General features: G+C 62.8%; 26 protein-coding genes and 1 pseudogene. 17 read left to right on the forward strand and 10 right to left on the reverse strand.

Annotation, left to right across the window (positions count from 1 at the left end):
- Positions 1 to 132 precede the first annotated feature (132 nt).
- The 4 genes and pseudogenes from MJ639_RS11525 to MJ639_RS11540 all read left to right on the forward strand — a co-directional run bounded on the left by MJ639_RS11525 (position 133) and on the right by MJ639_RS11540 (position 2,334).
- Complete coding sequence (locus tag MJ639_RS11525) at positions 133 to 633, forward strand: MarR family winged helix-turn-helix transcriptional regulator (RefSeq protein ID WP_243372174.1); 501 nt, start codon at positions 133 to 135, stop codon at positions 631 to 633.
- A 6-nt stretch (positions 634 to 639) separates the two neighbouring features.
- On the forward strand, positions 640 to 1,482 hold the full coding sequence (locus tag MJ639_RS11530) for a patatin-like phospholipase family protein (RefSeq protein ID WP_243372183.1): 843 nt from the start codon (positions 640 to 642) through the stop codon (positions 1,480 to 1,482).
- A gap of 164 nt (positions 1,483 to 1,646) precedes the next feature.
- Positions 1,647 to 2,015, forward strand: a pseudogene (locus MJ639_RS11535) (DoxX family protein); the annotation flags it as partial.
- A 130-nt stretch (positions 2,016 to 2,145) separates the two neighbouring features.
- Positions 2,146 to 2,334 (forward strand): hypothetical protein, encoded by a 189-nt coding sequence (locus MJ639_RS11540; protein ID WP_243372187.1) that lies wholly within the window; start codon positions 2,146 to 2,148, stop codon positions 2,332 to 2,334.
- Positions 2,335 to 2,511: 177 nt separating this feature from the next.
- Here MJ639_RS11540 and MJ639_RS11545 read toward each other — a convergent pair whose 3' ends face one another.
- On the reverse strand, positions 2,512 to 3,099 hold the full coding sequence (locus tag MJ639_RS11545) for a L,D-transpeptidase (protein ID WP_243372189.1): 588 nt from the start codon (positions 3,097 to 3,099) through the stop codon (positions 2,512 to 2,514).
- Positions 3,100 to 3,303: 204 nt separating this feature from the next.
- On the opposite strand from MJ639_RS11545, the gene MJ639_RS11550 reads away from it, so the two are divergent.
- Complete coding sequence (locus MJ639_RS11550) at positions 3,304 to 4,245, forward strand: histone deacetylase family protein (protein ID WP_243372191.1); 942 nt, start codon at positions 3,304 to 3,306, stop codon at positions 4,243 to 4,245.
- Between the two features lie 154 nt (positions 4,246 to 4,399).
- On the opposite strand, the gene ribB is transcribed toward MJ639_RS11550, so the two are convergent.
- The 7 genes from ribB to MJ639_RS11585 form a co-directional block, all read right to left on the reverse strand.
- Complete coding sequence (ribB, locus tag MJ639_RS11555) at positions 4,400 to 5,689, reverse strand: 3,4-dihydroxy-2-butanone-4-phosphate synthase (protein ID WP_243372198.1); 1,290 nt, start codon at positions 5,687 to 5,689, stop codon at positions 4,400 to 4,402.
- A gap of 202 nt (positions 5,690 to 5,891) precedes the next feature.
- Positions 5,892 to 7,007, reverse strand: coding sequence for a chorismate synthase (aroC, locus tag MJ639_RS11560; RefSeq protein ID WP_243372201.1), 1,116 nt, complete (start codon positions 7,005 to 7,007; stop codon positions 5,892 to 5,894).
- A 101-nt stretch (positions 7,008 to 7,108) separates the two neighbouring features.
- Complete coding sequence (locus MJ639_RS11565) at positions 7,109 to 7,501, reverse strand: hypothetical protein (RefSeq protein WP_243372203.1); 393 nt, start codon at positions 7,499 to 7,501, stop codon at positions 7,109 to 7,111.
- 77 nt (positions 7,502 to 7,578) lie between these two features.
- Positions 7,579 to 8,172 (reverse strand): histidine phosphatase family protein, encoded by a 594-nt coding sequence (locus MJ639_RS11570; protein WP_243372215.1) that lies wholly within the window; start codon positions 8,170 to 8,172, stop codon positions 7,579 to 7,581.
- 11 nt (positions 8,173 to 8,183) lie between these two features.
- Positions 8,184 to 9,008, reverse strand: a complete 825-nt coding sequence (fabI, locus tag MJ639_RS11575; RefSeq protein ID WP_243372225.1) for an enoyl-ACP reductase FabI — start codon at positions 9,006 to 9,008, stop codon at positions 8,184 to 8,186.
- A 121-nt stretch (positions 9,009 to 9,129) separates the two neighbouring features.
- Positions 9,130 to 10,068 (reverse strand): DnaJ C-terminal domain-containing protein, encoded by a 939-nt coding sequence (locus tag MJ639_RS11580; protein WP_243372227.1) that lies wholly within the window; start codon positions 10,066 to 10,068, stop codon positions 9,130 to 9,132.
- A gap of 105 nt (positions 10,069 to 10,173) precedes the next feature.
- Positions 10,174 to 10,689 carry an RT0821/Lpp0805 family surface protein gene (locus MJ639_RS11585; RefSeq protein WP_243372230.1) on the reverse strand — a complete coding sequence of 172 codons (516 nt, stop codon included), beginning with the start codon at positions 10,687 to 10,689 and terminating at the stop codon, positions 10,174 to 10,176.
- A 46-nt stretch (positions 10,690 to 10,735) separates the two neighbouring features.
- Between MJ639_RS11585 and pdxH the strand changes: the two genes are divergently transcribed.
- From pdxH to MJ639_RS11600, 3 genes are all read left to right on the forward strand, one after another.
- Positions 10,736 to 11,344: a pyridoxamine 5'-phosphate oxidase gene (pdxH, locus tag MJ639_RS11590; RefSeq protein ID WP_243372232.1), complete on the forward strand. Its 609-nt coding sequence runs from the start codon at positions 10,736 to 10,738 to the stop codon at positions 11,342 to 11,344.
- 63 nt (positions 11,345 to 11,407) lie between these two features.
- The gene (locus tag MJ639_RS11595; protein ID WP_243372234.1) at positions 11,408 to 11,758 is read left to right on the forward strand and encodes a hypothetical protein; all 351 of its coding nucleotides are present in this window, start codon (positions 11,408 to 11,410) and stop codon (positions 11,756 to 11,758) included.
- A 58-nt stretch (positions 11,759 to 11,816) separates the two neighbouring features.
- Positions 11,817 to 12,539, forward strand: coding sequence for an SDR family NAD(P)-dependent oxidoreductase (locus MJ639_RS11600; protein WP_423790793.1), 723 nt, complete (start codon positions 11,817 to 11,819; stop codon positions 12,537 to 12,539).
- Between the two features lie 118 nt (positions 12,540 to 12,657).
- Here MJ639_RS11600 and MJ639_RS11605 read toward each other — a convergent pair whose 3' ends face one another.
- On the reverse strand, positions 12,658 to 13,725 hold the full coding sequence (locus MJ639_RS11605; protein WP_243372239.1) for a citrate synthase/methylcitrate synthase: 1,068 nt from the start codon (positions 13,723 to 13,725) through the stop codon (positions 12,658 to 12,660).
- Between the two features lie 74 nt (positions 13,726 to 13,799).
- On the opposite strand from MJ639_RS11605, the gene MJ639_RS11610 reads away from it, so the two are divergent.
- From MJ639_RS11610 to MJ639_RS11630, 5 genes are all read left to right on the forward strand, one after another.
- On the forward strand, positions 13,800 to 14,909 hold the full coding sequence (locus MJ639_RS11610; protein WP_243372248.1) for a citrate synthase family protein: 1,110 nt from the start codon (positions 13,800 to 13,802) through the stop codon (positions 14,907 to 14,909).
- Entirely contained in the window at positions 14,906 to 15,355 is a 450-nt protein-coding gene (locus MJ639_RS11615) for an NUDIX hydrolase (RefSeq protein WP_243372250.1), read from the forward strand. Before MJ639_RS11610 ends, MJ639_RS11615 begins: the two co-directional genes overlap by 4 nt.
- A complete protein-coding gene (locus tag MJ639_RS11620; RefSeq protein WP_243372261.1) occupies positions 15,352 to 15,930 on the forward strand; it encodes a TIGR02301 family protein in 579 nt (192 codons plus the stop codon). Before MJ639_RS11615 ends, MJ639_RS11620 begins: the two co-directional genes overlap by 4 nt.
- A 300-nt stretch (positions 15,931 to 16,230) precedes the next feature.
- Entirely contained in the window at positions 16,231 to 16,494 is a 264-nt protein-coding gene (locus MJ639_RS11625) for a hypothetical protein (protein ID WP_243372263.1), read from the forward strand.
- Between the two features lie 59 nt (positions 16,495 to 16,553).
- The gene (locus MJ639_RS11630; protein WP_243372265.1) at positions 16,554 to 17,042 is read left to right on the forward strand and encodes a hypothetical protein; all 489 of its coding nucleotides are present in this window, start codon (positions 16,554 to 16,556) and stop codon (positions 17,040 to 17,042) included.
- On the opposite strand, the gene MJ639_RS11635 is transcribed toward MJ639_RS11630, so the two are convergent.
- The gene (locus MJ639_RS11635) at positions 17,039 to 18,370 is read right to left on the reverse strand and encodes a dihydroorotase (protein ID WP_243372267.1); all 1,332 of its coding nucleotides are present in this window, start codon (positions 18,368 to 18,370) and stop codon (positions 17,039 to 17,041) included. The two genes, MJ639_RS11630 and MJ639_RS11635, sit on opposite strands and share 4 nt — an antisense overlap.
- A 76-nt stretch (positions 18,371 to 18,446) precedes the next feature.
- On the opposite strand from MJ639_RS11635, the gene ygfZ reads away from it, so the two are divergent.
- From ygfZ to MJ639_RS11655, 4 genes are all read left to right on the forward strand, one after another.
- Positions 18,447 to 19,340 (forward strand): CAF17-like 4Fe-4S cluster assembly/insertion protein YgfZ, encoded by an 894-nt coding sequence (ygfZ, locus tag MJ639_RS11640; RefSeq protein WP_243372269.1) that lies wholly within the window; start codon positions 18,447 to 18,449, stop codon positions 19,338 to 19,340.
- Positions 19,341 to 19,446: 106 nt separating this feature from the next.
- Positions 19,447 to 21,396 (forward strand): hybrid sensor histidine kinase/response regulator, encoded by a 1,950-nt coding sequence (locus tag MJ639_RS11645; protein ID WP_243372279.1) that lies wholly within the window; start codon positions 19,447 to 19,449, stop codon positions 21,394 to 21,396.
- 73 nt (positions 21,397 to 21,469) lie between these two features.
- A complete protein-coding gene (locus MJ639_RS11650; RefSeq protein WP_243372281.1) occupies positions 21,470 to 22,078 on the forward strand; it encodes a DNA-3-methyladenine glycosylase I in 609 nt (202 codons plus the stop codon).
- On the forward strand, positions 22,078 to 22,668 hold the full coding sequence (locus MJ639_RS11655) for an HD domain-containing protein (protein ID WP_243372283.1): 591 nt from the start codon (positions 22,078 to 22,080) through the stop codon (positions 22,666 to 22,668). The genes MJ639_RS11650 and MJ639_RS11655 overlap by 1 nt, the downstream gene beginning before the upstream one ends.
- Positions 22,669 to 22,672: the final 4 nt, after the last annotated feature.

The following is a 22,672-nucleotide window of genomic DNA, read 5'->3' on the forward strand; positions in this document are numbered from 1 at the left end:
GATAGACTCTCATTATTCACGGTTATTGTCGCGAAATTCCGTTCCATTTGCAGTCGAGGAGCCCTTCCGCAGGGATGACGGGGCCGATAGTTTCAATATAAACTGACTGCCCATATCCAGGAGCCACTGTCCTTGACGATTCCTGCCCCCGCATCTGGAAATATCTCCGCCGATCTTGGCGCCGATCCGCTTCGCATCTGGTTTCGCGTCATCCGCCTGCACCGAAGGGCGGTGAATACCGTGGCCAGCGAGTTGAAGGCGCTAGGCCTGTCGATCCCACAATTCGATCTGCTCTCCACGCTCACGGAGCGCGAGGGGATGAGCCAGCAGGAGCTGGCTGAGCGGCTCTACGTGACGAAGGGCAACGTGTCGGGGCTGCTCGACCGGATGGTGGAGGCCGATCTCGTGGAGCGCCGCGCCATTCCGGGTGACCGGCGATCCAATGCCCTCTACCTGACGAAGAAAGGGCGCGACCTCGCAGAGAAGGGCATCGCCGCGCAGAGCGCCTATGTGCAGCGCACCCTGGGCTCCCTGCCCTCGCAGGATCTCGCCGATCTCGAGCGGATCATCCTCACTTGGCGCGAGCGCGCCCGCATCGAGGAGGACGCCACGCTCGCCAAGCTGGAGCCGTAAGCGCCCATGTTCGATGCGGTGGCATTCGCGGGCGGCGGCAACCGCTGTTACTGGCAAGGCGGCTTCTGGGAGGCGGCGGCTTCGCTCCTGGGACTCAAGCCTTGCCTGGTTGTGGGCGTGAGTGCCGGCGCATGGTCCGCCTGCTACAGCCTTCTCGGCCTCGGGCGGAAAGTGAACGCCATGGTGGCGGAAGGCTGCAGCCAGGGCCGCCGCAATTTCGAATGGAAGGCGTGGCGCAGCGAAGGCTCTCCCTGGCCCGTCGCCTTCATGTATCGCAGCCTGATCGAGACGATCATCGACGAAGCGCACTTAGCCCGTCTGCGGCAAGGCCCCGAGATCCTCATCGGCCTTGCGCGCAAGCCGCGCCGCCTGCCGCTGGCCATCGCCATCCCGCTGGGTATCGCCACCTACCAGATCGAGAAGAAATGGCGCTCTCCCGTGCATCCGCGCGGCGGACGCGCGCTCGGCTTCGTGCCGGAATTCGTCCGCTTGCAGGATCTCATCTCGCCCGCCGAAGTCTCAGCGGCTCTGATGGCGAGCGCCAGCGTTCCTCCCTTCATGCCGGTGGGCCGTATCGGCGGCTTGGCGGCTCTCGATGGCGGGCTCGTGGACAACGTGCCCACCGAGCCGCTGCTGCCGGTGGAGGCGCAAGGCGGCAGAACCCTCGTCATCCTCTCGCGGCTATACCGCACATTCCCTCAAGTACAGGGCCGCACCTACATCCAGCCCTCGATGCCTGTGCCCATCGGGCAATTCGACATCACGAACCCGGACGGCATCCGTAAGGCCTACGAGCTGGGTCTCAAGGACGGCGAGGCATTCGCGAAACGTGCGGCTTCGCACATTTAACCGGAAGGCTTGGCCTTAAGCACGGCACCATCTACCGTTACGTCAACTAACCGAGGGGACTGATCATGACGCTGCGTTGGGTCGAAACCATTCTGTCGAGCCGCATCACCGAAATTGCTGCCCGCATTCTCTTCACGTTCCCATTCTAGGGCAGCGGTCTCGCAAAGCTCCTCGACTTCTCCGGCGGCATGGCGGAGATGAGCCATTTCGGGCTCGAACCCGCATGGCTCTTCAACAGCCTTACCATCGTCGCTCAGCTCACAGGCTCGGCGCTGATCATCCTCAAGCGCGGCACTTGGTTCGGAGCCGGGATGCTCGGGGTGTTCACGTTTCTCACCATCCCGATCGTCCATGCCTTCTGGCGCCTCGAAGGCGAGCGTGCCATCACCGCCTTCCACACCGCCGGTGAGCATATGGGCATGATCGGCGCGCTGGTTCTCGTCTCGATCCTAGCTGCCCGGTCGAGGCCTGCCGCATCTGCCTCGGATACGCAGGACCCATCCCTCGACAGCGTGAGAGTATTGCAACGTTAATCTTGGATTCAGGCTGATTGCATCATGTGTGGGGCAACACGCACATGGTCGCGGACATGCCTTAATCAGGTCATGACTCGCCGATCATGAAAGGCAGGCGCGCAAGCCTGTTCACGACGGAGGAGATGCCATGACCGCAAACGATACGAACCACGACCTGCAATCGAACTCGAAGACGGTCCAGACTGTCCCAGCCTTCAAGCCGGTGGCCCTGCCCGCTCTTGCAGCGGCAATGCGCTCCGCCAAGCACCAAACCGAAAAGGCCAAGACATCTCAGCCGCCTGCCATCCTACGCAAGGAAGCGGTTCTCGACCGCTGAGACATCCGAAGCCTAAAACGAAAAAAGCGCCCCGAGCATCGGCCCCAAAAGTGGAATGCACTTTTGGGACTAAGTCGATGCTCAAATATGAAGTAGCGCATCGTTGGCGCGGAAAACCGGATCCACTTTTCCGCACGATGCGCTAAGGCGCTTTTCTTTTGTCCAAATGATCGCCGCTTAGCGGACGATCACCTTCGTGTTCAGGCCGACGCGGTTGTAGAGATCGATTACGTCGATGTTGCGCATGCGGATGCAGCCGGAGGACACGGCGTGGCCGATCTTCTCCGGCTCGTTGGTGCCGTGGATGCGGTAGAGCGTGTCGCGGTTGCCTTCGTAGAGATAAAGCGCGCGGGCGCCGAGCGGGTTGTTAGGGCCACCCTTGGTGAACTGCACATGCGGCCAGCGGGCCTTCATCTCGGCAGGCGGATTCCAATCCGGCCACTCGGCCTTGCGGGCAACGCGCGAGGTTCCGGACCACCCATAGGCCTCGTCGCCGACGGTCACGCCGTAGCGGATCGCCTTCTTGTTATCGAGCACGTAGTAGAGGAAGCGCTGCTTCGTATCGACGATGATGGTGCCAGGCGCTTCGCCCGTCGGATCGTCGATCAGGTAGCGTGCATAGCGGAGCTCTTCCTGCGCGGGGGGAATCTGCGCCATCCATTCCGCATCACGGGCGGAAACCTGAGGATCCGGAACCCCCTTGTAGGTGCAACCGGCAAGGGCTGCCATGGTGGCAACAAGAAGGACGAGTCTCGAGAGGCGCATCGGTACAAAGCTCTGCTGTGCTGTCACGAAGACAGCTCGGGTGAAAAGTAACGCTATTACGCTAGGGCGGGCTGACCCAGGGTCAATAAGCGAATCACCCGAACCATGCCACGGTTAACTGCGATTGGGTGTTGCATCGCAACAACATGGACAATCGCATGCACCGCTGCGACACTGCTTTTCCACCCCAAATCAAGTGCTTGCATGTCCACCCTCTATATCAGCCATCCGGCCAGCCTCGACCATCAGACGCCTCTCGGTCATCCGGAGCGGCCTGATCGCATCCGCGCTATCGAGCGGGCTCTGGAGAAGGAGCGCTTCACCTCCCTGATACGTGATCAGGCCCCCATGGCAGAGATGGAAAGCTTGGTTCTCGCCCACCCCGAAGACCACGTGGTCCGGCTGCGCGACATGGCGCCCCGCGAAGGTCTTGTACGGGTCGACGAGGACACGGTCATGTCGCCCGGCACCTACGAGGCCGCTCTGCGCGGCGCAGGCGGGGCAGTGAAGGCTGTCGACGAGGTCATGTCGGGCCGTGTTACGAATGCCTTCGTGGCCATGCGCCCGCCGGGGCACCATGCCGAGCGCATCAGAGCCATGGGCTTCTGCTTCTTCAACAATGCGGCCATTGCCGCGCGCCACGCGCAGAAGAAGCATGGCGCCGAGCGCGTCGCGATTTTCGATTGGGACGTGCATCACGGCAACGGCACGCAGGACATCTTCTGGAGCGATGCCAGCGTGCTCTATTGCTCGACGCATGAAGCGCCGCTTTATCCCGGCACCGGGGCGTTATCGGAGAAAGGCGAGCACAACAACATCGTGAATGCTCCCCTCAATGCGGGCGACGGCACCGAGGCTTTCCGCGATGCTATCGAGACCGTCATCCTGCCGCGCATCGATGCGTTCAGGCCAGACCTTCTGATCATCTCTGCAGGCTTCGACGCCCATTGGCGCGATCCGCTCGCCAGCCTCAACGTGACCGAGACGGATTTCGCCTGGGCCACGCAGAAGCTGATGGATCTTGCCGAGCGTCGTTGCGGCAGCCGCATCGTGTCCGTGCTTGAAGGTGGCTACGATCTCGAAGGATTGTCGAAGTCGACTGCTTTCCATATCGACGCCCTCATGGGGCGCGAGATGCACACCTGATCCCATCTCTTGGAACTACTGCCCTCATCCTGAGGAGCGAGCTTGCTCGCGTCTCGAAGGAGGTTCCAGCGCGCACTGGAGCCTCCTTCGAGACGGTCGCTCAAGCGACCTCCTCAGGATGAGGTTAAACTTGTAGACAAGCGTGCTTCGCCGATCAGCACTCGATCGGTTCGTCGCCCAACAGCTCGATGCCGAAGCCGCTCAAGCCCACATAGGAACGGCTCGACGTCGCGAGATTGCGGATCGATGCCACACCGAGATCCTTCAGGATCTGCGCGCCGAGACCGATCTCGCGCCATTGATTGGTGCGCGCGACTTCGGAAGCAGTCTCCTCGCTATCCGCAAAGGTGGTGGTTGGCACGCCCGCCGTTCCATCGCGCAGATAGACGAGAACGCCCCTGCCCTCCTTCACGAAACGCTGCATGGACGCAGCGACCGTCTTGCCGCCTTCGAACACATCGGTAAGCGCATTGGCGCGGTGCAGGCGCACCGGAATGTTCGTGCCGTCACCGATGCGGCCATGGACGAGCGCCATGTGCTGCACGCTGTCGAACGGCGTCGAATAGGCATAGCCCGTGAACGAGCCCCAGGGCGTCTCCACCGGGAAGGTCGCGATGCGCTCCACGAGCTTCTCGCGCGACTGGCGATAGGCGATGAGATCGGCCACCGAGATACGCTTGAGATCGTGCTTCTCGGCGAAGGCGTCGATCTGCGCGCCCTTCATTACGGTGCCGTCATCGTTCGCGAGTTCGCAGATCACGCCCACCGGCGGCAGGTTCGCGAGCTTGCAGAGATCGACCGCCGCTTCCGTGTGGCCCGAGCGCATGAGCACGCCGCCATCCTTCGCGATCAGCGGGAAGATGTGACCGGGGCGCACGAAGTCCGCAGCGCCCATGTTGTTGTTGGCGAGCGCACGCACGGTGTTGGAGCGCTGCTCGGCGGAGATGCCGGTGGTGAGCCCGTGCTTCACATCGACCGTTACCGTGAAGGCGGTGCCGAGCGGCGCATCGTTCGAGGCCACCATCGGATCGAGGCGCAGGCGGCGGGCCTCGGAAACCGTCAGCGGAGCGCAGACGATGCCGCAGGTATTGCGGATGATGAAGGCCATCTTCTCCGGCGTGCAGAGGGAGGCGGCGACGATGAGATCGCCCTCGTTCTCGCGGTCGTCGTCGTCCGTGACGATGACGATTTCACCACGAGCGAAAGCCTCGATGGCATCGGTAACGGAGTTGGGCATCAGGGCCTCCTGAACGGATGAGGGCAGAAAATCATTGGGCGTGACCGCCCCGCGCGTCTCGCGGGCGATCAGTTCCGCGGTGTCCCGCGAGAGCCAGGCATGGCTGGAATTGCACATCTGGGTGATGGCGCCGGGCGTGACGCCGATCCGCCGCGCGAATTCCACGCGCGACACGCCGTTCCGGGACAACCATTCAGCCAGCTTCATGGGGCTGGCTTAGCGGATGGCGGGATTTTAGTAAAACTAAAATTTGCCGATGGAGGCTTGCGCAAAAGCTCTGACCTCATCCTGAGGAGGTCGCGTGAGCGACCGTCTCGAAGGAGGATCCAGAGAACACTGGAGACGCCTCGCCCTTCGAGACGCGAGCAAGCTCGCTCCTCAGGGTGAGGCTACGTTGGCGCGGAAAAGCCTAAGCTTTGAAAGGCCAGGAAGGCCCCTCGCCCACCTGCCCCCGATGGCGCAGGAGGTGATCGGCCAGGACGCAGGCCATCATGGCCTCGCCCACCGGCACCGCGCGGATGCCGACGCAGGGATCATGGCGCCCCTTGGTCATCACCTCGGCCTCGGCACCCGTGCGGGTGACGCTGGAGCGCGGGGTGAGGATCGACGAGGTGGGTTTCACCGCAAAGCGGCAGACGACCGGCTGGCCGGTGGAGATGCCACCAAGAATGCCGCCCGCATGGTTTGACAGGAAGGTCGGCGCGCCGTGGTTGCCGGAGCGCATCTCGTCCGCGTTCTCCTCGCCGCGCAGGCTTGCAGCCGCGAAACCGTCGCCGATCTCGACGCCCTTCACGGCGTTGATCGACATCATTGCGGAGGCAAGATCGGAATCGAGCTTACCGTAGATCGGCGCACCGAGGCCCGCCGGCACGCCCTCGGCCACGATCTCGAGCACCGCGCCGATGGAGGAGCCCGCCTTGCGCAGACCATCGAGATATTCCTCGTAGAAGGCAGCCGCCTTCGCATCCGGACAGAAGAACGGATTGCGGGAGATCTCCTCCCAATCCCAGTTGCCACGGTCGATGGCGTGCGGGCCCATCTGCACGAGCGCACCGCGAATGGTGACGCCGGAGAGAACCTTGCGGGCAACAGCGCCCGCAGCCACGCGCGCTGCCGTCTCGCGAGCCGAGGAGCGGCCACCGCCGCGATAATCGCGGATGCCGTATTTCACATCGTAGGTGAAATCGGCATGACCCGGACGGTAGGAGTTCTTGATCTCTGAATAATCCTTCGAACGCTGGTCCACGTTCTCGATCATCAGGGCAATCGGCGTGCCGGTGGTCACCTGCTGACCAGTGCGTTCATCGATGAAGACGCCTGACAGGATCTTCACTTGGTCCGGTTCCTGGCGCTGCGTCGTGAAACGCGACTGCCCAGGACGGCGGCGGTCGAGTTCCGCCTGGATCTCGGCGGCTTCCAGCGGGATCATCGGCGGGCAGCCGTCGATGACGCAGCCGAGGGCGGGCCCATGGCTCTCGCCGAAGGTGGTGACGCGGAAAAGGTGACCGAACGTATTGTGGGACATGGCGCTTCTTCAGGTTTCAACGCGTCTTAAAACCAAAGCGGGCGGGTGTCACGCCCCGCCCGCTTCGATCGTCTTGCGCCGGCATCAGTCCGGAGACGATGTTACTGCACCTTGATGCGGTAGGTATTGGTGTAGACCGTCGGCAAGCTGTGATCATTCCCGCTCCACGGCACGTCGAGAACGACCTCGTCGCTGCCGGTGAAGCCCTTCTTGGGCGTATAGACATAGGCCAGGCCGCGAACCTTCTTGCCGGCGCAGCTGGTGTCTTTGCCCAGGGTCTGCTCGAACGGCACGATCCGGAAGCTGCCATTGGCCGGAGCCTGCTTCACCTTCACATCCGGGATGATCGAGGAATAGCAGGTGTTGACCTCATAGCCGAAGAATCCGCCGATGGCGGAGGTAGCGTTTGCCTTGACCGCCCGCTCCACAGTCTCAGCCATGGCGGGGGAAGCAGCGAGTGTCAGACCTGCAAGAAGGAGGGCAGCGCGGTACATGGAGGGCCTCAGGGATATGTAACTGTGTTCTTAAACCAGCACATATTCCCAAACGCCACAATAGCAAGTGCGCGATATCACACCCACTGATAGTTGCGGCCTTGGATGACCAGCACCCTGCCCTGCCAGATATCCATGCTGGCGGCTTGGCGTGAGTTGACGCCGCAGCAGATGGCAAGGAAAGCCCGGGCCACGCCGCCATGGGCAACGATGACCGTGTCGCGGCTCAGATCGTCGATGACGGGGCGGATACGGTCGGTGAGCATGGCGTAGCTCTCACCACCGCCTGGGGGGACGTAGTTCCACTTGTCCTGCTCGCGAAGCGCCGCCAATTGCGGCTCGGCCTTGCGGACCTCTTTCCAGGTCATGCCTTCCCAGGCGCCGAACGTGATCTCGATCAGTCGCTCGTCGAGCTTGTAGCTCTCGGGGTGGAGGCCGATGGCCCCGCGCATGATTTCCATGGTCTCGCGGGTGCGGAACATGGGGCTCGCCACATAGGCGAGGTCCTCGTAATGCGAGGCGATGGATTGAAGCCGCCGTCCCGCTTCCTCGGCCTGCACGCGGCCGAGGTCGTTGAGGGGGATGTCCTTCTGACCCTGGAGGCGGCCCTCTAGATTCCAATCCGTCTCGCCGTGGCGGATGAAATAGATCGTCGGGCGAGACAGGGTCATGATGGATCAGGTTACTCTTTGTCGAGGGAGAGGTCAGGCGCTTCCGGGTTCTTCATGCCGACAACGTGGTAGCCGGCATCCACGTGCAGGATCTCGCCGGTCATGCCGCGGGACATGTCGGAGACGAGATAAGCAGCGGTCTCGCCGACTTCCTCAATGGTGACCGTGCGGCGCAGCGGCGAGTTGTACTCGTTCCATTTCAGAATGTAGCGGAAATCGCCGATGCCAGAGGCGGCAAGCGTCTTGATTGGGCCAGCCGAGATCGCGTTGACGCGGATGTTCTTGGGGCCGAGATCGGCCGCGAGGTAGCGCACCGATGCCTCGAGAGCGGCCTTGGCCACGCCCATGACATTGTAGTGCGGCATCCACTTCTCGGCGCCGTAATAAGTGAGCGTCAGCATCGAGCCGCCGTTGTTCATCAGCTTTTCGGCGCGCTGCGCGATGGCCGTGAAGGAATAGCAGGAGATCAGCAGCGACTTGGAAAAGTTGCCCTCGGTCGTGTCCACATAACGGCCGGTCAGCTCGTCCTTATCGGAGAAGGCGATGCAGTGGATGACGAAGTCGATGGAGCCCCAGAGGCGCTTCACTTCCTCGAACACGGCGTCGATGGTGGCGCCGTCCGTCACGTCGCAATGGCCGACGACGTGAGCATCGAGCTCCTTTGCCAGGGGCTCGACGCGCTTCTTGAGAGCGTCGCCCTGATACGTGAAAGCCAGCTCCGCGCCCTGCTGGCGAGCAGCCTGCGCAATGCCCCAGGCGATCGAACGGTTGTTCGCCACGCCCATCACCAAGCCACGCTTACCGGCCAGAATGCCGGTGGCCTTTGTCTCCGCCATGATTCACCTAAATCGTCGCTGGACAGCAAAAATGAGCGGCTTCTTTAGCCGAGAGCACAGGCGTGGGGAAGCCCTCTTGGCTCCAAGCGGCCAATTCCAGGCGTTATATCGTGAATATTTGCTATTCGGCCTTCGCGGAGCGCCGCTTGCGGGCATAATCCATCAGCGCCTCGTCCACGACCTCCGGCAGCTTGATCTCCACCGTTACCAGCAGATCGCCACTCTCCCCGCCCTTCATGGGCAGGCCTTTGCCGCGCAGGCGGAAGGTGCGGCCGGAATCGGTCATGGGCGGGATATTCATGCTCACCGCACCGGTGAGCGTGGGAATACGCACTGGCCCACCGAGAATTGCCTCCTCGATCTGAACCGGCAGGCGCGAACGCAGGTTCGAGCCTTCCATGGTGAAGCGCTCATGAGGGGCGATCTTGATGGTCAGCAGGGCATCGCCCGGGTTCACCCCCGGAGCGCCCTGCCCCTGGCCCCGCAGGCGGATCACCTGCCCGTCGACGACGCCCTTGGGGATCACCACGTCGAGATCGCGGCCCGTGGGAAGACGAATGCGCTTCTTGGCCTCGTCGGCCACCTCCTCGAGCGTCACGGTAAGGGTTGCCTCCACATCCGCGCCCTTCTGCTGGGGCCGGGCGCGGCTCTGCTGCTGACGCATGCCCTCGGCCCCGGCATTGCGGAACGCCTCACCGAAAAGCTCGGAAAAGAAGTCGCTCGTGTCCCCGCCCGTAAAGCCCCGAGCACGGCGTCCGCCGAACCCACCGAAGCCTTCAAAACCGCGACCGCCAGCGCCCTGTCCCGCACCGAAGCCCTCGAAACCCTGGAAGCGCGGCTTGCCCTCGGCATCGATCTCGCCCCGGTCGAATTGGCCGCGTTTCTCCGCGTCGCCCAGGATCTCATAGGCGGAATTGACCTCGGCGAATTTGTCCTTGGCCTTGGGGTCGTTCTGGTTGCTGTCGGGATGATGGGTCTTGGCCAGCTTGCGGAACGCCTTCTTGATCTCCGCTTCGCTCGCGGAGCGGGATACGCCTAGAACGTCGTAGGGGTTTCGCATGTTGGAAAATCCATGAACCGTTGGATTGGGGCAGAACCGCCCCACGGAATTCAGGGTTCATATGGGAAAAGTGTTGCTGCTTTGCAACGAGGTTTTGACCCAAGCTTAGGCTTTGGCGATCTTTTTCGCGGGCTTCGGCTCGGCACCGACCGGCTTGACCTCCTTGATCGCCCATTCATCGCCGGAAGGGCGGCAGGCGGTGCCATGGAGATTTGCGCTGGCCGCGCCGCTGAGCTGCGCGTTGAAGCTGCGGCAGATTTCGTCATTCTTCACGAAAGGCGCGCCGGTAGGCGTGAAGGTGCCCTTCATGCTGGTCTCGGGATTGTCCCAGGACACCTGGGTGCCCGGCCCCTGCGGATCGAGCGCAACCGCGAGAGCGGCCTTAGCGCGGCGCCAATCCTCCTCGTCCAAATCCGGCGACAGGGGAGACAATGCGACGGGCTCGACATCGACCGGCGCAATCGCGCCCGTGGATTTGGGCTCATCGTCGCTGATGCCCATCATGCCGAGGGAATAGCTGCAGGCGGATGTCGACAGGGCGAGCAATCCCACCGCCAGAATTTTCCCGGCTTCGCGCAGGAAAGCATCTGATCTATAACGGCGCGGATTGGTCCACGGCACGCGCTGGATCTCCCCAGATCGAAAAGTCACACCCAGGGATAAAACATTGAACCCGTTAACAACCGGTGACTTCACCGAAGCGGAAGAGCCCTTCGCCCTGATTGCCTCTTGGTTGAAGGAGGCGGAGGCCTCCGAACCGAACGATCCGAACGCCATGGCGCTCGCCACCGTCGACGAGACGGGCCTGCCCAATGTGCGCATGGTGCTGCTGAAGGGTTTCGACGAGAACGGCTTCGTGTTCTACACCAACACGGAATCCAACAAGGGCCGCGAGCTTCTGGGCCAGCAGAAGGCCGCCATCGTGCTGCACTGGAAGAGCCTGCGCCGCCAAGTCCGCGCCCGTGGTCTCGTGACCATCGTGAGCGACGAGGAGGCGGACGCCTATTTCCAGAGCCGCCCCCGCGACAGCCGCATCGGCGCCTGGGCGAGCCAGCAATCGCGCCCGCTGGAAAGCCGCTTCGCGCTCGAGAAGGCGGTTGCCGTCAACACGGCGAAATACGCCATCGGCGAAGTGCCGCGCCCGCCCTACTGGACGGGCTTCCGCATCGCGCCCGTCTCCATCGAGCTCTGGCAGGACAAGCCTTTCCGCCTGCATGACCGTGTCGTCTTCACCCGCGAGGGCGACGGCTGGATGAAGACGCGGCTTTATCCGTGAGACAAGTTCTCGATCAGGTTAGGTGGAACGAATTTGATAGCGGATAATATCTTTCTAAGATGGTTGCTCCGATCCATCATCATCGGACCAATCTTCCTGTTTATCCTGGGCGCTGCACTTCTCGTCTTCGGCAATGGCGATCCCTCTTACTACCGTCGCGATGGGATGAGGACGATCAATTGCTATGGCTCAACCCCGGGTAATACGGTATCGGAGCCGATTAAAGTTGAATTCCAGGAGCGTGGTCGTACGGCAATATTGCAGTTCGGCCAGGACACGTTCCGATTACTGTTTCTATCCGACCGGTTCTTTGAAGATGTCTACGGTAATGGCACCGTCGGGCTTCGTCTTGATCCTGAGGTTTATCTGACAGGCTTGAGAAACGGCGGCATCGGACCATGCGATCTTGAATGACGCAGCCCTCTAAGAGATTTGTAAAATGTCCTCTTCGTCCAACACCTCCCGCCGCATCATGCTGCTCACCGGCGCTAGCCGCGGGATCGGGCATGCCACGGTGAAGCGCTTCTCCGCCGCCGGCTGGCGCGTGATCACCTGCTCGCGCCATGGCTTCCCGGAAAATTGCCCGTGGGAGATGGGACCGGAGGATCATCTGCAGGTCGATCTCGCCAATGCAGAGGACACCGTCCGCGCCATCGCCGAGGTGAAGGAGCGGCTTGCCGCGGAGGGCGGCTGCCTGCATGCGCTCGTCAACAATGCGGGCATCTCGCCAAAGGGCCCCGGCGGCTCGCGGTTGGATGCCATCCATACGTCGCATGACGATTGGCTGCGAGTGTTTCAGGTGAACTTCTTCGCCTCGATCATGCTTGCTCGCGGCCTGCAGGACGAACTCACCCGCGCCAAGGGCTCGGTGGTGAACGTCACCTCCATTGCAGGCTCGCGCGTGCATCCCTTCGCGGGCGCGGCCTATGCCACCTCGAAGGCGGCGCTCGCCGCGCTCACCCGCGAGATGGCCGCCGATTTCGGGCCGCTCGGCGTTCGCGTGAACGCCATCTCCCCCGGCGAGATCGACACCTCGATCCTCTCGCCCGGCACGGAGAAGATCGTCGAGCAACTCCCCATGCGCCGTCTCGGCACCCCGGACGAAGTGGCCAAGGCCATCTACTTCCTCTGCACCGATGCGAGCTCCTACGTGACCGGCGCGGAGCTGCACATCAACGGCGGGCAGCACGTTTAAGGATTGGCGTCATCCCGGGGCTGCGGAGCAGAACCCGGGACTGTGAGCAGAATAGAACGCCATTCTCGTCAAGCGATCCCGGATCGGCTACGCCGTCCGGGATGACCACCTTAATTCTTCAAGCAGCCTGCTTGGGCCACGGCCCCACATAGCGCGATTGCGGGCGGATGATGCGGCCTGCATTTTCCTGCTCGCGGGCGTGAGCCACCCAGCCTGCCGTGCGTCCTGCCGCAAAGAGCGGGGTGAAGCCCTCGCGCGGAACGCCGAGGGAATCGAGCAGGATCGCCGTGTAGAACTCCACATTCGTGTCGAGGCGGCGGCCAGGCTTGCGGCGCTGGAGCACGTTCAGAGCCGTCTGCTCCACAGCCTCCGCGAAAGCAATGCGGTTGTCGCCGCCCTTCAGCCGTGCAGCGGCGGTCTTCAATACATCGGCGCGCGGATCGCGCACGCGGTAGATGCGGTGGCCGAAGCCCATGAGGCGCTCGCCGCGCGCCATGGCGTCGTCGAGCCAGGCATCCGCGTTCGCCACAGTGCCGATGGCATCGAGCATATCGAGCACCGGACCGGGAGCGCCGCCATGGAGAGGCCCCTTCAATGCGCAGAGGCCCGCGACGACAGCGGATAGCAGACCGGCTCCGGTGGAGGCCACCACGCGGGCGGTGAAGGTGGAGGCGTTGAGGCCGTGGTCGATCACCGTCACGAGATAGGTATCGAGCCCCTTCGCCCGGCTTTCATCGACCGGCGCGCCCTTGATCATGCGCAGCAGGTCGGCGGCATGGCCGAGAGACGCATCGGGTGCCACCGGGGCCAAGCCCTTCGCGCCCCGGATCGCCATGGCGGCAGCGACCCCAGAGCCGCCGATGGCGAGAGAGGCCGGGTCCTTGTCGGAATCCGGCAGCGCCGAGAGCAGGAGGCGCATGCCCTCCACCGGCGTAAGGCCGGCGAGCCTCTTGGCGAGCGGCGAGAGATAGCGGAACGCCCTCTCCCGCGCCTCGCCGAAAAGCGCACGCGGATCGCTGCCCACCGAGACGAGCCCCTCCCACAGCATCGCGGTCGTCTCCTCAAAGGAGACGCGGCCTGCCAGCTCTTCAAGGTCGTGGCCCCGGATGATGAGGCGGCCCGCCTCGCCATCCACGTGGCTCAAAGTGGTTTCGGCGGCAATGACGTCATCAAGTCCGATGCTCATGGGAGAACTCCTTTTATGAAAAGAGCTTTGGACGCCCTTGCGGAAGGGTCAATCTTGAATCAACATATCAACATATGAGCGTTGATCTGACTTCCGCAGAAGAAGCCTCCAGCCGTCTCGGCATCAGCCGGGCAAGCCTCTATGCCTATGTCAGCCGGGGCCTGATCCGCTCCTTCTCCTCGCCCCACGATCCCCGCCAGCGCCTTTATGCCCTCGACGATGTTGAGGCCCTGATCGAGAAAAAAGCTCGCTTTCGCCGCCCGGCCGCCGCTGCCGCGACGGCGCTCGATTGGGGCCTGCCGGTGCTGGAAACGAGCATCACGCAAATCAAGGACGGGCATCTCTATTATCGCGGGCACGATGCCGTTGCCTGGGCAGAGGAAGCCACCCTCGAGGAAACGGCACTCCTGCTCATCGGCGGGCTGGACCGCCATGTCTTCCACCTGCCCTCCCGGCTGCCTCACCCCCTGCCCGGCGCTCCGGGCGACCTCCATGGCTTTGTCACCAATGCGGTCCGCCTGCTCTCCGAGCCTCGCCCGAAGGAGCTGAGGGCCGCCGAAGTGGCCTCGATCCTGCGCCTCATGGCGACTGCAGGAAGCGGAACGGATCCAGGCACGACGCCCCTGCACCGGCATCTGGCCGAGACTTGGAATGCTCCCCAGGCGACTGACGCCATCCGGCGCTCGCTGGTGCTCTGCGCGGATCATGAGCTGAGCTCCTCCGCCTTCGCCGTACGCGTAACGGCTTCCACTGGGGCTCTGCTCCGCAATACGGTGATCGCGGGTCTGGCAGCGCTCAGCGGGCCCTATCACGGCGGCGTCACGGAGCGGGTGCGGACCTTTCTGGAGGAGCCCGGCAAGAGCGCAGCACCCAGCTTCCAGCACAAGCTCTATCCGGACGGCGACCCGCGCGCGGCCGCGATCCTCGAGAATGTGCCGCTGCTCTCCTCCGACGCCACCACCCTGCAGGCGCTGGAGAACGCCACGGGCGGCAAGCCCAGTATCGACACCGCCCTCGTAATGCTGGAACGCGCCTATGGACTCCCGCGCGGCGCGGCCTTTACGCTCTTCGCGGTCGGGCGCAGCGCCGGATGGCTGGCCCATGCCATTGAGCAGCGCAGCCAGGCCCAACTCATCCGTCCCCGCGCCCGCTATGTGGTGGGAGAGGAACCCACATCGTCATGACCGATGACCGCTTCTATCCCTCTCGCCCCGTTCTCGCCGCCTCGGTGGCGGTGATCCGTGACGGGCTCATCCTGCTCGCAGCGCGCGGCAAACCGCCGAGCGAAGGCCTCTACTCGCTGCCCGGCGGCATGGTCGAGATCGGTGAGACACTCGGGGAGACGGCCTTGCGGGAACTGCGCGAGGAGGTGGGCGTCGAGGCCGAGATCATCAGCCTGATCGCTCCCGTCGAGTTCATTGAAAGAGACGAGAGAGGCCATATAAAGCATCATGTCGTCATCGCCGCCCATGCAGCCCGCTGGGTCTCGGGCGAACCCCAGACAGGACCGGAAGCAAAGGACATCCGTTGGGTCACGGAACGGGACATCGCCGATCTGCCCCTGACAGCAGGGCTCACCGGAATTCTCCAGCAGGCCTTCAGGCTTGCCCGCGAGGAATTGCGCCCATGAAGCGCGCCCTCGTGCTGTTCACTGCTCTCGCCCTGCTCCCGGCTTCCGTGCAGCCTGCGAGCGCGCAGGGCTTCTTCGAGCGCCTGTTCGGCCCGCCGCGCAATCCGAATGCGCCGCAACAGCCCTATCCGCAGCAGCCTCAATACCGGCCGCAGCCCCAGTATCGCCCGCAGCCTCAACCGCAGCAGCGGCGTCCGCAGCAATCCGCGCCCCAGCAGGCCCCCAGCCAACCCCAGCAGCAGGCGGAGCCCGCGCCCGTGGTCGAGCCGCCGCCGGCTCCCTATGAGAAGGAATTGCTGCGGCTTGCCGAAATCATGGGGGCACTCGCCATGCTGCGTCCGCTCTGCACCGCTCCCGATTCCAAGGAATGGGCCCGCCGCATGCAGATCCTGCTCGACACGGAGGGATCGACACCCGGCCGCAAGGAGCGCCTGGCCGGAGCCTATAACAAGGGCTACCAGGCCTATGCTCTCACCTACCGGGTCTGCACCCCGTCGGCGCAGGAAGCGTCCACCCGCTTCGTCCGCGAGGGCGAACAGCTCGCCCGCAGCATCACCGGGCGCTACGGCGGCTGAAGGTTTTCTTCTTTCTTTTGATCTCCAGACCTCATCCTGAGGAGGATTGCATGAGCAATCCGTCTCGAAGGAGGTTCTAGAGAGCGCTGGATCCTCCTTCGAGACGCAGCCTCAAGGCTGCTCCTCAGGATGAGGACAGCGGCAAGTCCATGCCCGGCAAAGGGTTTTATCCACATTTTTCGATTGCCACCCTCTCGCGTTAACCTCTTTGCAAGGTGATGCTGGTGGTGGGACGGCGCGATGTCTTAGAGTCGAATCAACCGAACCCGCGCGCCGACCCCTAGAAAGGGGCCTGGATCTATGAACGACAACGACGTCCCCCTCACCGAGCTGCCCGAACTCAGCGCCATCAAGCAGGCTGCTCTGAGCTATGTGACCGAGGCTTTCGCCGAGGCCGAGCTCGACGGGCTCGATGCCGATTGCATGGCGCAGGCAGCACTCTTCGCAGCCTTCACCGAACTTGTCGCCACTTACGGCGAGGAGGCGGTGGCGGAATATGCCGCGACATTCGCAGACAAGATCCGCAGCGGCGCATTTTCGATGATGGCCACGCTCAAGCATTGAAGAGACGCTCAGGAGATGCAGACCTGAGCAACTGACTGTAGGCTCAAGGTCTTATTCTTATGAGTAGCTTTCTTTCCATCGACATGGCTGCAATCGCAGTTGCAGACGCGATGTTGCCTATGGTCGAGCAAATGCGCGGCCTGCAACGCGACGACTCTCTCAGCAAATATTATCGCTACAGCCTGAAATGGATGGTTCGCGGGCTTGAGAACTTCGTCATGCCTCATGCGTCCGTGAATGCCATGAAGAAAGCAGAAGAATTAGACATTGGCGACATCCGCCGCTTTCGATGGAGCGATCAGACCAGCAAAATGATGGATCCCAAACGAGAGATCTTTCACTGGGAGCATGTTGTGCAGGTCAGCGATATCGTGAATGCAATCACGCAACTGCACGATCCACACCGCGAAGCAATCGCGTATGAATTGAAGAAGGCGAAGATCGCCTGGATCCTGAAATCAGAAAATAAAAAGCTGATCCATAAAGTCCGCCCTATCGATGCCTACGAACGCGCAGGCATCGACCTCCTTCCCCCTCTTGAATTTTAGCGCGCCGTCTCCTCAAACCTTACCACCTCGCCTTGCGACGGCGTCTCTAGCCCGCCGTCCCACATCACCACATTGCCGCGAACGATGGTGCCGATGGGCCAGCCGGTGACCTTCTTGCCGTCATAGGGCGTCCATTGTGATTTCGACGCGATCCAGTCGTTGGTGATCGTCTCGGTACGCTTGAGATCGACGATGGTGAAATCCGCATCGTAGCCCACGGCGATGCGCCCTTTACGCGCGATGCCGAAGAGGCGCTTGGGGCCTGCGCTCGTCATGTCGACGAAGCGCTCCAGGGTGAGCCTGCTTGCATTCACATGATCGAGCATGATCGGGACAAGCGTCTGCACGCCGGTCATGCCGGAGGGCGTGTTGGGATAGGTCTTGTTCTTTTCCTCGCGCGTATGCGGCGCGTGGTCGGAGCCGAGAATGTCGGCGATGCCTTCATCCAAGCCCTGCCAGATCGCGGCGCGGTGATGCTCGTCGCGCACGGGCGGGTTCATCTGGATATAGGTGCCGAGACGCTCGTAATCCTCGGGGCCCGCCAGCGTCAGATGATGCGGCGTGACTTCGACGGATACGAGATCCTTGCAGCCTTTCAGGAACTCCATCTCCTCCGCCGTGGTGACGTGGAGCACGTGGATACGCGCGCCGGTTTCCCGCGAGATACGCACGAGGCGCTGCGTGCAGGCGAGCGCCACTTCCGCCGAGCGCCACACAGGATGCGAGCGCGGATCGTTCTCGACGCGCAGGTCCTTGCGTGCGCGCAGCATGGCTTCGTCTTCCGAATGGAAGGCTGCGCGGCGGCGCGTGTTGCGCAGGATGTTGGCGATGCCCTCATCGTCCTCGACGAGCAGTGAGCCGGTGGATGAACCCATGAACACCTTGATGCCCGCAGCCCCCGGCAGACGTTCCAGCTCCGCGACATGCTTCGCGTTCTCATGCGTGCCGCCGACCCAGAAGGCGAAGTCGCAATGCATGCGGTGGTGGCCACGTCGCACCTTGTCGGCAAGCGTCTCCGGCGTGGTGGTCTGCGGGTCGGTGTTCGGCATCTCGAAGACCGCCGTGACACCGCCCATCACCGCCGCGCGGGAACCGGATTCCAGATCCTCCTTGTGATCGAGGCCGGGCTCGCGGAAATGCACCTGGGTATCGATGACGCCGGGAAGAATGTGCAGGCCATGGCAATCGATCTCCCGTCCGGCAGAAGCCTGCGAGAGATCGCCGATGGCGGCAATGGCGCCGCTCCGAATGCCGACATCGCGCTCGACACGACCGTCATGGTTCACGACGATGCCGCCTTTGAGGATCAGGTCGAAGGTTTGGGGCATGGCGATCTTAATCCCTTGAGGCTCGAGCGAAGGGGGCATATGTCACGCTCTGGGTTTGGAACAGCTGGAGCGGGACATGCCGTCAGTCCATTTAGCCGACAGGGGCGTGGTAAGGGTTTCGGGCGAGGACGCCAAGAGTTTTCTCGATGGGCTCGTCACCTGCGACCTGGACCGTGTGTCAGCACACAATGCGCGCCTTGGGGCCCTGCTCTCGCCCCAGGGCAAGGTCCTGTTCGATTTCATCGTCTTCCAGGCCCCTGACGAGATTGGCGGCGGCTATTATCTCGATACTTTCAGGGTCTTCGCATCCGACCTCGCCAAGCGGCTCGCCTTCTACAAGCTGCGGGCCAAGGTCGTGGTCGAGGACATGTCCGAAGCCATGGCCGTGGTGGCAGGTTGGGAGGCTCCCAAGCCCGACGACGAGGTCGGTCTCGTGACGCAGGACCCTCGCCTCCCCGCGCTCGGCTGGCGTGCCATCGTCGCGGCGCAGGATGCGGCGGAATTCGCAACGTCCCCGGCGGAAGCTTACCACGCCCACCGCATCCGCCTCGGCATCCCGGAAGCCGGGCGCGACTTTCTGCTCGGCGATGCCTTTCCCCACGAAGCGCTCATGGACCAACTGCATGGGGTCGATTTCGACAAGGGCTGCTATGTGGGCCAAGAGGTTGTCTCGCGCATGCAGCATCGCGGCACCGCGCGCACGCGCCTTGTGCTGGCGCTCTATGAAGGCGGCTTTGCCGCGGATGTCGGCGTCGATGTCACGGCGGGCGAGAAGACCCTCGGCAAGACCGGCAGCGGCGCAGACGGCTATGGCCTCATCATGATCCGCCTCGACCGCGCCGCCGATGCGCTCGCCGCAGGCCAGCCCATCTTGGCTGGAGGTATCCCCGTCAAATTGGAAAAGCCTGCATGGGTGAACTTTTATTACCCAGGGGAAAGTGATATTCAATCTACGACTGCGCCGAGTTGAACCTTTATTGCAAAGGAACTGGAACGATTACGTCTGCGTTAGCCGCGAACGGGCCTCCTACGTGCCGTAAGACATGCGCGAGGAGTAAGTCTCCAAGGGTTTCTCGATGATTGCTGTTGAAGCGTACGCGGCGGCGCAGGACAAGGAACGTTTTCAGCTCCTCGTCGATGCCGTCACGGACTACGCCATCTACATGCTCGATCCGAACGGCATCATCGCCAGCTGGAATTCCGGAGCACAGCGCTTCAAGGGCTATACCGAAAGCGAAATTCTCGGAGAGCATTTCTCCCGTTTCTATACCGATGAGGACCGCGCCACGGGCCTGCCCCAGCGCGCGCTCGCCACCGCCGCGAGTGAAGGCAAGTTCGAGGCCGAGGGCTGGCGCGTGCGCAAGGACGGCACGCGCTTCTGGGCGCATGTCATCATCGATCCGATCCTCGACCGCGAGGGCAACGTCCTCGGTTTTGCGAAGATCACGCGCGATCTGACTGAACGGCGAAAGGCGGAAGAAGCCTTACGCGAAAGCGAGCGACACTTTCGGCTGCTGGTGCAAGGTGTCACCGACTACGCCATCTATATGCTCGACACGCAAGGCCATGTGTCGAGCTGGAATGCCGGCGCGCAGCGTATCAAGGGCTACACCGAAGGCGAAATCAGGGGACAGCACTTCTCGCGCTTCTACACGGACGAAGACCGCGCCACCGGGTTGCCTCGGCACGCCCTCGAGACCGCACGGCGCGAGGGCCGGTTCGAAGCGGAAGGCTGGCGCGTGCGCAAGGACGGCACGCGCTTCTGGGCCTGCATCGTCATCGATCCGATCTACGACGACACAAAGACCCATATCGGCTATGCCAAGATCACGCGTGACATCACCGAGCGCCGCGATGCCCAGGAGGCTTTGGCGCAGACACAGGCTGCGTTGTTCCAGGCGCAGAAGATGGAAACCGTGGGCCAGCTCACGGGCGGCCTCGCGCATGACTTCAACAACCTCTTGATGATCATCGTCAACAACCTGGATTTCCTGACGCGCACCGTGCATGGCGTCCGCGAGCGCCGCCTGATCGAGAGCGCGCATCGTGCCGCCGAGCGCGGTGCACAGCTGACACAACAGCTGCTCGCCTTTTCGCGCCGTCAGCCGCTGCAGCCTGCGCTGCACAATCCGAGCACGCTGATCTCAGGCTTCGAGACAGTCCTGCAGCGCGCCTGCGGCGAGACTGTGAAGTTTGGTCTCGCCCTGCCCTCGCGCGTAAGCGCGATCAATGTGGATGGTGCACAATTCGAGGCTGCGCTCCTCAATCTCGTGGTCAATGCGCGTGACGCCATGCCGAACGGAGGCGATCTAAAGATTGCCGTAAGCGAAACCGAGCTGGGCGAAGATCGCGCCGAGATCTGGGGCCTCGTCCCAGGGCCCTACGTCGTCGTCACCGTCCAGGATACGGGCACGGGCATGACACCGGAGGTGGCCTCGCGGGTCTTCGAGCCCTTCTTCACGACGAAGGAAATCGGCAAAGGCACGGGTCTCGGCTTGAGCCAAGTCTATGGGTTCATCACCCAGTCCGGCGGACACATCAAGGTGAACAGCACGCTTGGTCAGGGCACGACGATCACCATGCTTTTGCCTGCCCATAGCGGCACCGAGCCTGCGGTCGAGGAGCCCGAATCCCAGACCCTCCGTCCCGCCCGGAATAGCGCGGGCACGGTGCTGATCGTCGAGGACGAACCCGCTGTTCTGGAGGTCGCGAAAGAGATCTTCGACAGCCTGGGCTATGACGCGCTGACGGCACCCGATGCACCTCATGCCATCGAGGTGCTCGCAGGCGGCTCACCTGTCGATGTGCTGTTCAGCGACGTCGTCATGCCCAATGGAATGAACGGGTTCGAACTCTCCCGTAGGGCCCGCGAGATGCGCCCCAACATCAAGGTCCTGCTCGCCTCCGGCTATCCCATGTCGGCCTTGCCGCCGGAGGGGTTCGACCAGGACATCTCCTTCATCAGCAAGCCCTATCGCTGGACGGAGCTGGCCGACAAGCTGCGCAACCTGCGCACCGGAAGCTAGAAAAGCCACCGCCTCCCGTGATCCGACGGATCGGATCTTTCCGTTTTCGCTCAAGCCCGCTACACCTTGGCCCATGACCGACGGACTGATCCTTCACCCTGACAACAAGCACCGCTGCTGGTGGCCCGGCACGGACCCTTTCTATGTCGCCTATCACGACACCGAATGGGGCGTGCCCGAATTCGACGACCGCGCCCTGTTCGAGAAGCTCATTCTCGATGGCTTCCAGGCGGGATTGTCCTGGATCACCATCCTGCGCAAGCGCGAGAATTTCAGGACAGCCTTCGCAGGTTTCGAGCCGGAGAAGATCGTGCGCTTCGACCAGAAGAAGGTCGAGGCGCTGATGCTCGACACCGGCATCGTGCGCAACCGCGCCAAGATCGAGGCGACGATTGCAGGCGCGCGCGCATGGCTTGCCATTCAGGAGCGCGGCGGCTTCTCGCACTTCCTCTGGAATTTCATCGATGGCCGCCCGATCCAGAACAATCTGAAAAGCCGTTCGCAGGTGCAGGCGGAAACGGATGTGTCGAAGCGCATCTCGAAAGCTCTGCGCGCGGAAGGCTTCAACTTCGTCGGCCCCACCATCGTCTATGCCTTCATGCAGGCGGTGGGCATGGCGAACGATCATCTCGTCGGCTGCTACCGCCATGCGGAATGCGCAGCGCTCGCCGAGAAACTCTAATGGCGAAGGAACCGCGCGTCTGGCAGCGGATGCTTTCGGGCCGCCGCCTCAACCTGCTCGATCCATCGCCCCTCGATGTGGAGCTCGACGACATCGCGCATGGTCTCGCGCGCGTCGCGCGCTGGAACGGGCAGACGATCGGCGATCACATCTTCTCGGTGGCGCAGCATTCCCTGCTCGTGGAATCTATCGCCGATCATCTCGACCCCGGAATGCCACGTGCCACGCGTCTTGCCGTGCTGCTGCACGATGCGCCTGAATACGTGATCGGCGATATCATATCGCCGTTTAAAGCAGTGATCGGCGATGCCTATAAGGCTATCGAAGCGGGTTTGCTCGGCGCGATCCATCTTCATTTCGGATTGCCCGCCGCGCCCAGCGCCGCGTTGAAGCGTTTCATCAAGCAGGCTGACCGTCAGGCCGCGTTCCTCGAAGCCACGCACCTTGCAGGTTTCAGTCGCGAGGAGGCAATTAAGTTCTTCGGGCGACCGGAGCCTCTGCCGCGCGGCGTGCAGGCATGGCTGAAGCCGCTGCCTGTATCAGAGGCCGAAGATCGTTTCCGCGAGCGCGCTCTCGCCGTCATCTCGTAAGACG

This window comes from Microvirga solisilvae (assembly GCF_022808595.1).
Lineage (GTDB): Bacteria > Pseudomonadota > Alphaproteobacteria > Rhizobiales > Beijerinckiaceae > Microvirga > Microvirga solisilvae.

What these genes read in the sequence shown, in the direction of transcription:
- MJ639_RS11530 (WP_243372183.1), top strand. Translation starts at nt 640, where the DNA reads ATGTTCGATGCGGTGGCATTCGCGGGCGGCGGCAACCGCTGTTACTGG.
- MJ639_RS11540 (WP_243372187.1), top strand. Translation starts at nt 2,146, where the DNA reads ATGACCGCAAACGATACGAACCACGACCTGCAATCGAACTCGAAGACG.
- MJ639_RS11545 (WP_243372189.1), bottom strand. Translation starts at nt 3,099, where the DNA reads ATGCGCCTCTCGAGACTCGTCCTTCTTGTTGCCACCATGGCAGCCCTT.
- MJ639_RS11550 (WP_243372191.1), top strand. Translation starts at nt 3,304, where the DNA reads ATGTCCACCCTCTATATCAGCCATCCGGCCAGCCTCGACCATCAGACG.
- ribB (WP_243372198.1), bottom strand. Translation starts at nt 5,689, where the DNA reads ATGAAGCTGGCTGAATGGTTGTCCCGGAACGGCGTGTCGCGCGTGGAA.
- aroC (WP_243372201.1), bottom strand. Translation starts at nt 7,007, where the DNA reads ATGTCCCACAATACGTTCGGTCACCTTTTCCGCGTCACCACCTTCGGC.
- MJ639_RS11565 (WP_243372203.1), bottom strand. Translation starts at nt 7,501, where the DNA reads ATGTACCGCGCTGCCCTCCTTCTTGCAGGTCTGACACTCGCTGCTTCC.
- MJ639_RS11570 (WP_243372215.1), bottom strand. Translation starts at nt 8,172, where the DNA reads ATGACCCTGTCTCGCCCGACGATCTATTTCATCCGCCACGGCGAGACG.
- fabI (WP_243372225.1), bottom strand. Translation starts at nt 9,008, where the DNA reads ATGGCGGAGACAAAGGCCACCGGCATTCTGGCCGGTAAGCGTGGCTTG.
- MJ639_RS11580 (WP_243372227.1), bottom strand. Translation starts at nt 10,068, where the DNA reads ATGCGAAACCCCTACGACGTTCTAGGCGTATCCCGCTCCGCGAGCGAA.
- MJ639_RS11600 (WP_423790793.1), top strand. Translation starts at nt 11,817, where the DNA reads ATGCTGCTCACCGGCGCTAGCCGCGGGATCGGGCATGCCACGGTGAAG.
- MJ639_RS11605 (WP_243372239.1), bottom strand. Translation starts at nt 13,725, where the DNA reads ATGAGCATCGGACTTGATGACGTCATTGCCGCCGAAACCACTTTGAGC.
- MJ639_RS11610 (WP_243372248.1), top strand. Translation starts at nt 13,800, where the DNA reads ATGAGCGTTGATCTGACTTCCGCAGAAGAAGCCTCCAGCCGTCTCGGC.
- MJ639_RS11615 (WP_243372250.1), top strand. Translation starts at nt 14,906, where the DNA reads ATGACCGATGACCGCTTCTATCCCTCTCGCCCCGTTCTCGCCGCCTCG.
- MJ639_RS11620 (WP_243372261.1), top strand. Translation starts at nt 15,352, where the DNA reads ATGAAGCGCGCCCTCGTGCTGTTCACTGCTCTCGCCCTGCTCCCGGCT.
- MJ639_RS11625 (WP_243372263.1), top strand. Translation starts at nt 16,231, where the DNA reads ATGAACGACAACGACGTCCCCCTCACCGAGCTGCCCGAACTCAGCGCC.
- MJ639_RS11630 (WP_243372265.1), top strand. Translation starts at nt 16,554, where the DNA reads ATGAGTAGCTTTCTTTCCATCGACATGGCTGCAATCGCAGTTGCAGAC.
- MJ639_RS11635 (WP_243372267.1), bottom strand. Translation starts at nt 18,370, where the DNA reads ATGCCCCAAACCTTCGACCTGATCCTCAAAGGCGGCATCGTCGTGAAC.
- ygfZ (WP_243372269.1), top strand. Translation starts at nt 18,447, where the DNA reads ATGCCGTCAGTCCATTTAGCCGACAGGGGCGTGGTAAGGGTTTCGGGC.
- MJ639_RS11645 (WP_243372279.1), top strand. Translation starts at nt 19,447, where the DNA reads ATGATTGCTGTTGAAGCGTACGCGGCGGCGCAGGACAAGGAACGTTTT.
- MJ639_RS11650 (WP_243372281.1), top strand. Translation starts at nt 21,470, where the DNA reads ATGACCGACGGACTGATCCTTCACCCTGACAACAAGCACCGCTGCTGG.
- MJ639_RS11655 (WP_243372283.1), top strand. Translation starts at nt 22,078, where the DNA reads ATGGCGAAGGAACCGCGCGTCTGGCAGCGGATGCTTTCGGGCCGCCGC.